The sequence below is a fragment of the Bizionia argentinensis JUB59 genome (assembly GCF_000224335.1).
In the GTDB taxonomy this organism is placed as follows: domain Bacteria; phylum Bacteroidota; class Bacteroidia; order Flavobacteriales; family Flavobacteriaceae; genus Algorimicrobium; species Algorimicrobium argentinense.
The window spans coordinates 173317-187240 of sequence record NZ_AFXZ01000002.1 but is presented as its reverse complement, the minus strand read 5'-3'; the positions used below and the strand labels follow the sequence as shown (position 1 = coordinate 187240).

The 13924-nt window shown below is 37.2% G+C and carries 10 protein-coding genes and 1 riboswitch; of the genes, 5 read left to right on the top strand and 5 right to left on the bottom strand.

Annotation, left to right across the window (positions count from 1 at the left end):
• Nucleotides 1-2: 2 nt before the first annotated feature.
• Both BZARG_RS00970 and BZARG_RS00965 read right to left on the bottom strand, forming a co-directional pair.
• Nucleotides 3-2498: an ABC transporter permease gene (locus BZARG_RS00970; protein WP_008634455.1), complete on the bottom strand. Its 2496-nt coding sequence runs from the start codon at nt 2496-2498 to the stop codon at nt 3-5.
• 41 nt (nt 2499-2539) lie between these two features.
• The gene (locus tag BZARG_RS00965) at nt 2540-3229 is read right to left on the bottom strand and encodes an ABC transporter ATP-binding protein (protein ID WP_040287870.1); all 690 of its coding nucleotides are present in this window, start codon (nt 3227-3229) and stop codon (nt 2540-2542) included.
• A gap of 25 nt (nt 3230-3254) precedes the next feature.
• On the opposite strand from BZARG_RS00965, the gene BZARG_RS00960 reads away from it, so the two are divergent.
• Complete coding sequence (locus BZARG_RS00960; RefSeq protein ID WP_008634423.1) at nt 3255-4001, top strand: arylesterase; 747 nt, start codon at nt 3255-3257, stop codon at nt 3999-4001.
• Nucleotides 4002-4236: 235 nt separating this feature from the next.
• On the opposite strand, the gene BZARG_RS00955 is transcribed toward BZARG_RS00960, so the two are convergent.
• The 3 genes from BZARG_RS00955 to BZARG_RS00945 form a co-directional block, all read right to left on the bottom strand.
• Nucleotides 4237-5586 (bottom strand): DEAD/DEAH box helicase, encoded by a 1350-nt coding sequence (locus tag BZARG_RS00955; protein WP_008634639.1) that lies wholly within the window; start codon nt 5584-5586, stop codon nt 4237-4239.
• Nucleotides 5587-5644: 58 nt separating this feature from the next.
• Nucleotides 5645-6652, bottom strand: coding sequence for an LLM class flavin-dependent oxidoreductase (locus BZARG_RS00950; RefSeq protein ID WP_008634341.1), 1008 nt, complete (start codon nt 6650-6652; stop codon nt 5645-5647).
• Between the two features lie 181 nt (nt 6653-6833).
• On the bottom strand, nt 6834-8024 hold the full coding sequence (locus BZARG_RS00945) for a CynX/NimT family MFS transporter (RefSeq protein ID WP_040287869.1): 1191 nt from the start codon (nt 8022-8024) through the stop codon (nt 6834-6836).
• Nucleotides 8025-8226: 202 nt separating this feature from the next.
• Between BZARG_RS00945 and bilR the strand changes: the two genes are divergently transcribed.
• From bilR to BZARG_RS00925, 4 genes are all read left to right on the top strand, one after another.
• The gene (gene bilR, locus BZARG_RS00940) at nt 8227-10146 is read left to right on the top strand and encodes a bilirubin reductase, long form (RefSeq protein WP_008634439.1); all 1920 of its coding nucleotides are present in this window, start codon (nt 8227-8229) and stop codon (nt 10144-10146) included.
• Between the two features lie 344 nt (nt 10147-10490).
• Entirely contained in the window at nt 10491-10925 is a 435-nt protein-coding gene (locus BZARG_RS00935) for an RrF2 family transcriptional regulator (protein WP_008634735.1), read from the top strand.
• A 68-nt stretch (nt 10926-10993) separates the two neighbouring features.
• Nucleotides 10994-11332: a cupin domain-containing protein gene (locus BZARG_RS00930; RefSeq protein WP_008634189.1), complete on the top strand. Its 339-nt coding sequence runs from the start codon at nt 10994-10996 to the stop codon at nt 11330-11332.
• A gap of 29 nt (nt 11333-11361) precedes the next feature.
• On the top strand, nt 11362-13587 hold the full coding sequence (locus tag BZARG_RS00925; RefSeq protein WP_008634369.1) for a nitric-oxide reductase large subunit: 2226 nt from the start codon (nt 11362-11364) through the stop codon (nt 13585-13587).
• 195 nt (nt 13588-13782) lie between these two features.
• Nucleotides 13783-13878: riboswitch (SAM-I-IV-variant riboswitch) on the top strand.
• The last annotated feature ends 46 nt before the right edge of the window (nt 13879-13924 follow it).

The window sequence follows — 13924 nt, the reverse complement described above, 5'->3', positions numbered from 1 at the left end:
ATCTAAACCTCTCGGCGTAAAACCTCTAGCGGAGAGCTTCGTAAAACGGTTTGAATATTGCTTAATCCTATCGTTAAAACTAAAATTGTAATTCCGGGTAAAAAAACCAGAAAAGGAATTATTGACGGTGAAAATGGTTCTTTAAAAACAAATACGGCCAAACATAAACTGCTTATTAGTGCTAAAATAATTCCAACTAAACTTCCTAGAAGTCCTAGGAACAGATATTCAAAAGCCGAAATCTTTAAAATCTGTGCGTTTTTCGCGCCCAGCGTTCTTAACAAGACACTTTCTTTGATTCGCTGATATTTACTGGTTCTAACGGAACCAATTAAAACGATAATGCCTGTAAGAATACTAAAGAATGCCATGAAATTGATAATCCATGATACTTTTTCTAATATATCTTCTACTAGGGTAAAAATTTGTCGCAAATCAATAATAGAAACGTTTGGATATTTAGCTACAACATCCCGTTGCAAAGCCGCGGAACTCGTCTCATCTGGTACATTGGTGGTTAGAACATTAAATTGTGGTGCTTGCTCTAAAACGCCAGCTGGAAAAACTATGGTAAAATTGAGTTGCATTTGCGACCAATCCACTTTACGAATGCTGCCCACTGTAGTTTCCATCAATACGCCTTGCACATTAAATACCACGGCATCACCGACCGCTAAATTCGCATCGGCTGCCAGGTTATCAGAAATGGAAATTATTACAGGATCATCAGACTTTAATCTAGCTAACCACTCCCCTTCTAATATTTCTTCTGAAGCTGTAAGCGAATCGCGATACGTGGTTCTAAATTCATGATTTAATAGCCAGCTGCGCACTTGCCGCGTACTGTCTTGACGAAGTGCATTCACCAAATTTCCTTTAATGCTATGCATGCGCATGGTGACTAATGGAATATTATTAAGAACTGGCAAATCTTTCCCAATAAGATTTTTTGCTAATGCATCCCGTTGATCAGGCTGAACATCCAAAATAATAATATTGGCATTTTGACTGGTCTGTCCTACTTCCGTCTTGGATAGTAGTATATCTTTAGTAAAATACAACGTGCTGATTAAAAACGTGCCTAAACCAATAGCCACAACCAATACAACGGTTTGATTATTAGGCCGGAAAAGATTTAGTAAACTTTGGCGAGCCGTAAAACTCCAGTGTTTGGGAAAAAACCGTTTAATGAGATTTATAAAACCTAAAGCCACAATGGCTAACAAGGTAAAAGTAACAACGGTTGCACCTACAAATACCAAGGCGTATAAAGCATTTTTAATCAGCCAAAATGAAAATATAAATAGGAATACTAAAATAGAAGCAAAAACTAAATAGCGTATTTTTCTAGGTTCTTGTGATGCTTTTTCATCCACACGCAAAACATCTAATGGAGACACATACCAGGTGCGAAGCAACGGCAAAAGCGCAAATAAAACGGACATAAACAAACCAAGTAACACGCCTATTAAAATTGGTTGAGCCGAGATGCTAATTTCTAAAGTAAATGGTAGAAAGTCTTTTAACAGATATGGAAATACGGTTTGAAGTCCGATGCCAATTAACGAGCCAATTATGCCTCCAATCATTCCAATGCCTGCAATTTGAATCAGAAAAATTAGAAAACTTTGAAGTCTTGATGCGCCCATGCATTTTAAAATAGCGATGGCTTTTAACTTCTCTTTAATATAAATATGTACCGAACTGGCAATACCAATGCAACCCAATAGCAAGGCTATAAAAGCCGCCAAATTCAGAAACTTGCCAACATTATCAAAGCTTTTTCCTAAACGTTCGGTGGCGCTTGTATGCGTGTTTATATCTGAATTTTCAAAATCCAGTTTCGGACCTATTTCATCTTTAAGTTGTTTTAAATCTAAAGTTGGTGGCGCCTTATAAAAATATTGATATTCCTTACGACTACCAAATTGCAACAATTCGGTAGCTTCAATAAAGCGATAGGGAATTATTACTGGCGGTGCCACCGAACTAGAAATAGCCGAACTTCCTGGAATCGATTTTAAAGCGCCAGAAATTGGAAGTGTTAATTCTCCGATTTTTATAGAATCACCTGGCTTTAAATTGAACTGTAACAATAAAGTAGCATCAACTAATGCTCCAGATGACTCTTGGTAAGCACTTGAGGCAGAGAGTGGTTCTGTTTTTATTTTTCCATAAAACGGAAAGCTGCCTTCCAATCCGCGAACCTTAACTAATTTCGTCCCGCCGTTTTTTGGAAAGGCCACCATGGACACAAAATTGACTTCGGTTGCATCTGGTTTTAAGGAGTCTATTATGGCTTGTGCACGTTTTGTAGGTGCTTGTTTGGAGTCGATTATATAATCAGCACCCATCATGGTTTTGGATTGGCTCTGAATATTATCCTTTAAATTAGAACTGAATAATTGTATGGATACCACGGCTGCAATACCCATGATAATGGATGCCATAAATAACAGCAAACGTACTTTGCTCGCTTTAGCATCGCGCAAAGCCATTTTAAACAGCCAGGCTATTTGTAGATTCTTGTTGGAGTTATTCACAGTACAGATGTAGGTTCGTTCGTTACTATTTTTCCACCTTTAAGTTTTAATATTTGCTGCGTCCTGTTGGCTAATTCCAAATCGTGGGTAATAATAACTAAAGTGGTCCCGTTTTCGGTATTCAAATCCAGTAATAGCTGAATTACCTTTTCACCAGTTTCTTCGTCCAAATTTCCAGTTGGTTCGTCGGCAAATAATATAGAAGGTGAATTCGCAAAAGCGCGAGCTAGAGCTACCCGTTGTTGCTCGCCTCCAGAAAGTTGGGATGGATAATGATGCACCCGATCGCCTAAACCTACTTTTTCTAATAAAGCCAAGCTTTTAGTTGTAGCGGCTTTAGAACCTTGCAATTCTAAAGGAACACTCACATTTTCGAGAGCTGTTAATGTTGGTAGCAATTGGAAATTCTGAAAAATAAAACCAACTTCTTTGTTACGCAATTGAGCGCGTTGATCTTCATTTAAATTATTTAAATCTTGTCCGCATAATTCCACAGTACCAGCATTTGGCTGATCTAATCCGGCGCAAAGCCCCAGCAAGGTGGTTTTTCCACTTCCGGATGGCCCAACAATGGAGAAGGTTTGTCCTTTTTCAACATCAAAGGTAATATCGTGTAAAACTGTTAATTGTTTATTACCGCTGGTATATGTCTTTTCCAACCCAGTAATCTTTAATATCTTTGACATATAAATTTCAATTTAAATACGACTCATGTTCAAGGCTCAAAATAACCAATTCTATTCATATCTGGCAACCTCTAGAGCCGCTAAACTCATAAAGTTTTGTTATTTTATTTTGGCGCTACTACTCTACGCTTGTGGCGATGCTAAAAGTGAAAAAACTACAGAAAACATTCCTTCTGTTGAACAAACTGAAACCACTACTGAAGCAGAAACTGAAACCAAAACGATTCTGTGCTTTGGTGATAGTATCACGGCTGGCTATGGCCTGGACGATAGCAATGATGGTTATCCTGAAGTTTTGCAACAACAAATAGATTCTCTAAAATTGGATTATACGGTGATCAATTCAGGCGTTAGTGGTGAAACGACTGCTGGAGGGAAAAGCAGAATTGATTGGGTTATTAAACAAACACCAAATATCTTTTTATTGGAACTTGGCGCCAACGATGGTTTACGAGGGGTTCAGTTAACAGAAACACGATCCAATTTGCAAGCTATTATAGATGTGGTTCGTGAAAAAAGCCCAGAAACCATCATTATTCTTGCCGGTATGGAATTACCACCAAATATGGGTCAAGCTTATACTACAGAATTCAGACAGCTTTATGCTGATTTAGCTCAAAAAAATAAGTTAGAATTCATTCCTTTTATTTTGAAGGATGTTGGCGGTATCGCATCACTTAATCAAATTGATGGCATTCATCCGAATGTGAAGGGTCATAAAATAGTAGCAAATAATGTTTGGGAGGTTTTGGAACCTTTATTATTACCTTGAGATTATATTGATAAAATTATTTGTATCTCCATTTTTTGTCATACTAGCAAAAAAATCTGAAAACATCTGTGCAATCAACTGGAAATAAATATAATCGCAGGGAAAAGTTCTCCTGCATATTTCGCGGATTTACGCAGAACAGAATAAACATTTGCTATTTTGTGATGCCCAAAAATTATGTCATTACAATAATGATAATTTATAGCGATATGATATTTTGCGGACAATCAATAAATTATTTTTTAGGATTCTTTTTAACCTTCTTATCGCCTGTAACTTTCAAGTTTTCAGAACCCGATTCCGCCAAATAATTCGCTAAAATCTTATCGACTAATTCCTCTTTTGTTAAATGATGGAAAATTGTTTTTATTTTCGCTTTAAAATCTTCAGAAACATCACGATTGGGCTTAATCTTGAATATTTTTTTCGCCCAAATTAAACCGTTATTTTCTTCAATACTTTGTGCATCTGCTTTTTTAAATTCACTAAAACTAATGCCTAATTCTTTTTCGAAATCGGCAATATCCTGAACTTCTTCTTGCTGTAAAATAGTTAAAGAAAGACCTGTTGCTCCTGCCCTAGCCGTTCGGCCGCTTCTATGCACATACGCATCATAGGTGTCTGGTAAATGGTAATTAACCACATAAGAAATTTCTTTGACATCAATGCCTCGTGCTGCTAAATCGGTAGCCACTAAAATATCAATATGACCTTCCCTAAACTGACCCATTATCCGGTCGCGAATGCCTTGGGTTAAACTTCCATGAATAGCACCAGAAGAGAATTTATTTATCGCTAAATTTTTAGCTAATTTATTAACCGCTGCTTTGGTTTTACAAAATATAATCCCACGCTCGCCTTCTTTAGAATTTAAAAAGTGAAGTAAAACCTCTAATTTTTCAATGGGCTCTACAACCACATATTGATGATCGATACCTTGATGCCCAACGGTTGCCATATCGTCTTCAATTTGCACCACATGTTTAGACATATAGTTTTGAACCAATTGCTTGATCGTTCCAGGCATAGTAGCCGTAAACAATAAGGTTCTTCTCGTTTTAGGCGTGTCTTTTAATATAGAATCCACTTCGTCCTTTAAAGCGCTAATCATTTCATCGGCCTCATCTAGCACTAAATAGTCTAGATTTTTAATAGAAATGGCGCCACGTTTTATTAAATCTACCAAACGTCCAGGTGTTGCTACAACAATCTGTGTAGGCATTTTCAAACGTTCTATTTGAGGTTTTATAGGAATCCCTCCACAAACAGAAGCAATGGAAATTTTTGGATTATTTTTGGAAAAAGATTCTAAATTGGCAAAAATTTGCTGGCCCAACTCTCTGGTTGGTGCTAATATTAATGCTTGTACATTGGTGTTCTCAACATCCATTAACTGCAATAAAGGCAAACCAAAAGCAGCTGTTTTTCCAGTTCCTGTTTTTGCCAAAACAACCACATCTTCTTTTTGATTAAGAATTACAGGAATCGATTTCTCCTGAACATCTGTAGGAACCGAAATCCCTAAAGCGATTAAACTTTTCTGTAATGGTGCATTAATTCCTAGATCTGAAAACTGTTTTGACATAACTCTATTTTTGTACAAAGATAATCACACTTTTATAAGATTACCTTCAATTGAATTCTTATTCGTTTAATTCTTTCATAATTTCCGCAAACAGTTCATAAGATCTAATTCTTTCCTTTCCATCATAAATGTTCGTCACGGCAATTAGTTCATCTGCTTGCGTTTGCTCTATAAAATCTTTGACTTGCGCTTTTACGCTAGCTTTACTGCCTATAAAAGAATATTTTAGCATTTGATGAATTTGCGGATGTTCTAGAATTTCCTTGTATTCATCAGTCATTGCGGTTGGTGGATGGACAAAATCGCGTTTGCCCGTAAATATCCCTAAAATCATACGGATTAATGAGGTTGATAAACGCTGTGCTTCTTCATCTGTATCGGCTATAACAATATTAACACCAGCCATAACATAAGGTTTTTCTAAATGTTCTGACGGTTGAAACTCCTTTCTATAAATATCTATAGCGTTCGATAAATGTGTCGTTGCAAAGTGACTAGCAAATGCATAAGGCAAACCTTTTTTCGCGGCTAAATGCGCACTATCCGTACTAGAACCCAAAATATAAAGAGGCACATCCACACCTTCTGCCACTGTGGCACGTACTTTCGATTTTGCATTATCTACAGAAAAGTAATTTTGAATTTTATCCAATTCATTCGGAAAAGACTGTGCGGCTTGCATAAAATCCGAGCGGATGGCTTGTGCGGTTTCTCTGTCTGTTCCTGGCGCTCTTCCTAAACCTAAATCAATGCGGTTGGGATATAAAGATCCTAAAGTTCCAAACTGTTCGGCGACGATTAATGGCGAATGATTGGGTAGCATAATGCCACCAGAGCCTACGCGAATTGTATTTGTACCACTAGCTACATAGCCAATTAATACTGATGTAGCGCTACTTCCAATATTAGGTGCGTTATGATGTTCGGCCAACCAATAACGGGTGTAACCAAAAGTTTCAGCATTCTGCGCTAATTCAAGGGCGTTATTATACGTTTGTTTAAGTGAATGACCTTCAGAAACTAAAGCGAGGTCTAATATAGAATAAGCTGTATGTTGAGTTTTCATAGAATTATAATTTTTTGGCAATCTTTAGATAGAAATAATCAAATAACATACCAGCATAAAACCGCGCCTTTATGTCACTTTTTGGTATTGATATTTGCTGATTTTGGCTGGTTTTTTAACGAAATGATCCAAATACCATAATAATTGAAAGTATTTCTTCAGAAGAAATAATTCCTTTAAATTAAACCTTCTGGTCTTTTCCAACACCTATACCCATAGTAAGTTTGATAAGTGCCACCACCAACAATAAAACTAAAGCGTAATTCCAAACATGGGTTAAATCATAAATCACACCCACAATAAATGGTCCAGTTGCGGCAATAAAATAACCTATAGATTGTACAATACCAGATAATTCAGCCGCTGTTTCGGCATCATCAGATCTTAAAACAATTAGTAAAAGAGCCAACCCAAAAGTGCCTCCCAATACCATTCCAATCATTCCAACCCAGAGTTCAGTTAAACCCATTCCAGGAATCATTAATCCGATTAATGCTATAACTTCAACAATAACTAAAGAGAGAATTACTAATCGCTGATCTTTTCGAGATCCTGCCCAAATAGGAATAAATATAGCGCCAATGATTCCCGTAGCTTGTGATAGTGAAAGCATCCATCCCGCATACGAAGCATCAAAGCCGCGGTCGAATAGAATAGCCGGTAACCAAGCTAAAATAACATAAAAAGCCATAGATTGAAGTCCCATGTACAAGGCCAGTTTCCAGACTAATTTAGAGCCACTCAATTTTTTCATGGCCTCTTTAAAACTTCGTCGTGGCGGCGTGCGATTAATACGTTTGATGTTCGGAATCCATATAATTATAGCTAAAATAGCCAAAACGGCCCAAATTCCTAATGATCCCCGCCAACCTAAATTGAGTTCCATAGCCAAAGGCACACTCAATCCAGCAGCAAACGACGCACCAAGTGACATGATTCCCGAGTATAAACTAGTAACCAATCCAGCTTTATGTGGAAAATTTCTTTTAATTAATGCTGGGATTAATACATTTCCGAAAGCAATAGCAATTCCTAATAAAATAGTTCCTAAATACAATTCGAAAATCCCTCCCGACGATCGAATTAGTATTCCAGAAGCCAGTAAAATCAATGCGCCTAAAAGCGTATTTCCTATTCCAAAGCGTTTAGTAAACAATGGCGTAATGGTTGAAACGACACCAAATGCTATTAAAGGCAAGGTCGTGAGTAAACCTAATAAAGTGTCTGAAAGGCCAATATCTTGACGAATCATATCTATTAACGGACCAATGCTGGAAAGTGCTGGTCGTAAATTTATCGCAACAAATAAAATCCCCGCGAGCAATAATGTTCGTGATGTTTTATTTAATCCGTTAGCGTCTTTTTGTTCCATATATTATATAAATAATGGCTATTAAAAAACCCATTCTTATTAAGAATACAAAAGTAGTTTTTTGCTTTGAGATCTGTTGGCTTTCATTTCTTAATGTGGCGTTAAATGTCAAGTTTAAATAATTAGAATTCTTATTTTTGTTAATAAGATTACTTTAAAAATTGGCTGTTATTTGGCTAATAATTTACCTCAAAAATTAATCATGAAAATACTCGAACCTATCACCATCGGCGGAAAAACCTTTAAAAACCGCATCATGTTTCCACCGTTAACTACTGGATATGAAGCGAAGGACGGCAGCATCAGTCCGCAGAGTCGTGCTTTTTACACCCGACTTGCCAAAGGAGGCGTTGGTTATATTGTTTTGGGTGATGTGGCGCCTATACGAAGCTTTGCGCCTACGCCAAAGTTGTTTGATGACAGCCAAATTGAAAGTTTCCGCTTGTTAGCCAATAGTGTTCATTTGTACGGTGCCAAATTGGGTGTTCAAATTTTTCATCCTGAATATGACTGCGACGCTATCAATATTTTATTTGATAATGGTCAGTTTGATGAAGTTCGCGCCAAAGTACATCATGATATGGAGTTTTTCGTGAATGAAGTGACTGAAGAAACGTTGAAAGAAATTATTATAAAAATGTGCGATTGTGCCATACGCGCTGAAAAAGCTGGTGTAGATGTAATCCAAGTGCACGGCGATAGATTGGTTGGTGCTTTATGTAGTACGAAAATGAATATGAGAACCGATAAGTTTGGAGGTTCTCTGGAAAACCGAACCCGCTTTGCATTGATGTTGGTGCATGCTTTGAAAAAAGCGGTTCCAAATATGATTCTTGAATACAAATTCCCGGTAGTAACGCCTGAACGTGGCCGTGGTGGAATTGATGAAGTGGATGCACCACAGTTTGCCAAGTGGTTGGAAGAAGCTGGCGTGGATATGTTGCACGTAGCGCAAGCCAATCATACCGGGAATTTGGCAGATACTATTCCGCCAATGGGAGTTCAGCCGTATTGTTTTTTTGTTGATATAACGGGAACAGTAAAACAGGCAGTTTCTATTCCTGTGAGTGCTGTTGGACGAATAATTGATCCTGAAATGGCAGAAAGCGTTCTTGAAAGTGGTAAAGCTGATATGATTGGTCTCGGCCGACCGCTATTAGCCGATCCTGATTGGATTAATAAAACGGCTGCTGGTAATGCTTGCGATATTCGACGTTGTATTTCTTGTAATAGAGGTTGCACCGATAATATCCAGAATCGCGCTTTTGTAGCCTGTGTTCTAAATGCTGAAAACGGTTTTGAAGAAACCCGCATCATAACACCTGCAGAAGTTAAGAAAAACGTTGTGGTTATCGGTGGTGGTCCTTCAGGACTTGAAGCGGCCCGCGTGGCAGCTAAAAAAGGACATTGGGTTACTTTATTTGAAAAAGAAACTAGATTGGGTGGTCAATTAAACATTGCGGATGTACCGCCCCGAAAACGAGAAATGCATCGTGCCGTTCAAGACTTGGTTCATGCCACAGAAATAGAAGGGGTGATATTAAGATTGGGAGAAACTGCCACTATTCAAAATATTCTAGATTTGGCGCCCGACGCCGTAATTGTAGCGGTCGGCGCCTTAAGTTTTACACCACCAATTCCAGGAGTAAATAGTCCTAACGTTTGCGACGCTTGGAAAGTGCTTTCTGGAAAACAAAAAGTATCTGGTCGTGTGGTTGTTATAGGTGGTGGTTTGGTTGGTTGTGAAACCGCTGAATTTCTCGCCGAACAAGGTTGTAAAGTTTCCATTGTAGAAAAACAAGACACCATTGCAAACGGCATTAGCAACACCGTACTACCAACTTTACTCGAAAACTTTAGGACTTATGGCGTTGAACAGTTTACGGGTCACGAAGTTAAAAATATTACAATAGATGTCTTACACTGTGTTGACACCAATGGCCAAGCGAAACAAATTCCTTGCGACTTTGTCGTTATGGCAAGTGGTGCCCGACCTGTTGCTTTTAATGCAGTCGCTTTAACCAATGCTGGAATAGATGTTGTTAAAGTTGGCGATTGTAGTGAAGTTGCGGATATTTCACACGCCATAAAAACCGGTTATGATGCCGCTAACGCGCTTTAATTTCATAAAAAACACCCTTAAATAATTATCTAAAAACACGTTGTTGCCTGTCTGTTTTTTGTTATACTGAAAATAAATCGGCGAGCATCTGCGTAATCAACGGGAAATAAACATAAGCGCTTGGGATATTTATCCTACAGATTTCAAGGATTTAAGCAGGAAAAAATTAAACGAGTTAGTATAGTATGCAAATTTATAGCGATGTGAGATTTTATGGCAAATCCAACACGTTAAAAGTGAGACGTATTTTCCGATAAAATTAACATAAAACTTTCTTAAAATAATAAAGGATAATATTGTCCTCTATTATTTTTTGCTTTACTTTTGCCGTCTAAATCTGCAGTATGTTTTCAAAATCTTGTGAATATGGATTAAGAGCCGTTATTTTTATAGCGCAACAATCTCGTTTAGGAAAAAAAGTAAGTTTAATTACTATTTCAGAAGCTATCGATTCTCCTCAAGCTTTTACGGCCAAAATATTACAGCAGTTAACAAAAAATCAGATTGTAAATTCCGCTAAAGGTCCTAAAGGCGGGTTTTATATTGAAACCGAAAACATGCAGCTATTAAACTTAAGTGCTATTGTAAAAGTTCTTGATGGCGATTCTATTTACACCGGTTGCGGTTTAGGACTCAAACAGTGCAACGATCAGAAACCCTGCCCACTCCACTATCGCTTTGTTGCTATTCGAGAAGAACTTAAAAATATGCTTGAAAAAACTACTCTTTTAATGTTAGTCAACGATATGGATTTAGATATTTTTCATCTAAAAACCTAACTAATTTAACTATAAATAGGACAAAAAGACCTTTTACTATTATTAATAAATTCAATCTAAATATATATATGAAAACAGCATCCATTACAGATAATTTAATCTACAACACCGAAAAGCCAGCCATTAGCGTGCTTCTTGATTCGGATCATTCTAAAGAAATTAGAATCGCTATGCGTAAAGGTCAAAGCATGAAAGAACACAAAGCCCCATCACCTATTGTAGTCGCTATTTTTGAAGGTGAAATAGAATTCGGTGTTAATGGCGAAAAACTCAATCTTAAAAAAGGCGACTTAATCGCTTTAGAGGCTAACGTGCCTCACGATTTATTATGTACGGCAGATTGTATTGTACGTCTATCATTATCCAAAACGGATAGTATAGACCGTGTTAAACGTGTAATAAACTAGATAAAATCCCCACAAAATCTAAAGAAACTATGAGAAAAATTTGGATCGCTTTTATTAGCGTAGTCGTACTATCGTTTATAGTATTAATATGGATTGGGACCGAGGTATACCAAACCCAACCCCCTATTCCAGAGCAAGTAATAATTAAGGAAACCAACGAAGTCGTTTACACGAAAGCCGATATACAAATCGGACAGAATGTTTGGGAATCTATTGGTGGTATGGAAGTAGGCTCCATTTGGGGTCACGGAAGTTATGTGGCTCCCGATTGGACAGCCGATTGGATACACAAAGAAGCTGTGTTTATGTTAGAACATTGGGCACAAACTGATTTTAAAACTGCTTATAACGACTTGGATGTCGAGAATATGGCTGCCTTAAAAGCGCGTTTAATTAAAGATATTAAAACCAACACGTTTAATCCAGACAACCAAACCATTACTATTTCACAAATTCGTTGGAATGCTATTTCAGCAAACATTAAACATTACAGTTCTATTTTTTCTGACGGTCACGAGCAATATGCCATTCCCGTTGGCGCTTTAACCGATGCCGTTAAGCTAGAACAGTTGAATGCCTTTTTGTTTTGGACCTCTTGGGCCGCAAGTACCAACCGCCCAGAAAAGGATTATACCTACACTTCCAACTGGCCACACGAACCGTTAATTGATAACTTAATTACCGACGATTCGTTAATGTGGTCCGGGTTATCCATCGTTTTACTGTTGCTATTTATTGGACTATTGGCATATTATTATTTAAGAAATCATGAAAAAGGTGAGGTTTTAGAGAAACCAAACATCGATCCCTTGTCGAAGTTACAATTAGTAGGATCGCAGAGAGCGGTATTAAAGTACTTCATAGTTATTTCGCTGTTAATCGCTTTACAAGTTATTTTAGGTGTTATCACTGTACATTATACTGTGGAAGGTCAGGCCTTTTTTGGTTTCGATTTATCTAGTGTTTTACCGTATTCCATTACACGAACCTGGCATACGCAATTAGCCATTTTCTGGATTGCTGCCACTTGGTTAGCAACGGGGCTATTTTTAGCACCTATGATTTCTGGTAAAGAAATGAAATACCAGATTTTTGGCATCAATTTTCTATTTGTCGCCTTAATTGTTATCGTTTTGGGCTCTATGCTTGGTGAATGGCTTGGTGTACATCAGTTTTTAGACTTAACAACTAACTTCTTCTTTGGTCACCAAGGTTATGAGTATATGGATTTAGGTCGTTTCTGGCAAATATTCCTGGGTATCGGATTGGTATTATGGGTAATTATGGTGGGTCGTCATTTAGTATTTGCTATTCGCAAAAATGACGAATCAAAACACCTCATTATTATCTTATTAATTTCCGTTATGGCTATTGGAATGTTCTTTTTCTCCGGATTAATGTATGGTGAAAACAGTACGCTACCCGTTATTAATTACTGGAGATGGTGGCTAGTTCATTTATGGGTTGAAGGTTTCTTCGAAGTATTTGCAACCGTTGTTATCGCATTTATTTTTTCTAGAATGAAGATTCTTTCACCTAAAACAGCTGGCCGCCTATCGGTAGCTTCTGCAGCTATATTTTTAGCTGGTGGAATTATAGGAACATTACACCATTTATACTATTCGGGAACGCCAGTACAAGCTATTGCTCTTGGAGCTACATTTAGTGCTTTAGAGGTCGTACCATTAACTTTAATGGGCTTCGAGATTCGTGAAAATTGGAATTTACTAAAAAGTAAAGATTGGATTCAGAAATACAAATGGCCTATATTTTTCTTTATTGCCGTAGCTTTCTGGAATTTCATTGGCGCTGGGGTCTTCGGATTCATTATAAATCCACCAATTGCATTATACTATATTCAAGGTTTAAATACCACTGCTGTGCACTCCCATACTGCCTTATTTGGTGTTTATGGCATGTTAGGAATGGGCTTTATTATTATCTGTCTCCGTTTTTATTCAGATCGAGTATGGCAGAACACCAAACTAAAACGTGCTTTTTGGTTATTAAATATTGGTTTAATAGCTATGGTCGTTTTAAGTTTACTACCCATTGGGATTATTCAGGCGTACACGTCTATTACCAAAGGGTATTCTTATGCTAGAGAAGCAGAATTATTGTATTCGCCCGTAGTTCAAACCCTGAAGTGGATGCGAATGATTGGTGATATCATCTTCTCCGCAGGAATCTTCTATTTCTGTTGGTTTACTATTGATGAAACTTGGTACAATTTTAAACGTAAAAATGTAACATAGTGTTTTTAATAGTGAGGTTGTTTAAGGAGGTCGATGTTTTTATGTCGACCTCTTTTTTTGTGGTATTTTCTTTGGGAATATTTTAGATTCACGGGCTATAATGGCGATAGGTTTTTTAAGTATTTTTAGATTTTACTTAATAATAATAATAGAATTTTAAGTTTTGATAATAGGAAAAATCTGTTAATTTCGCAAACTAATTATCGAGAATCTCAAAAAGAGATAGCAACCTGCAATAACGAGCAAGGTGCTAAAATGATAAGCCAATACTTTGGAAAAAACGTTAAACCTATTCCCAACTACTTGCTTGTTATGCTCTAATTGCGATTCTGTTAAA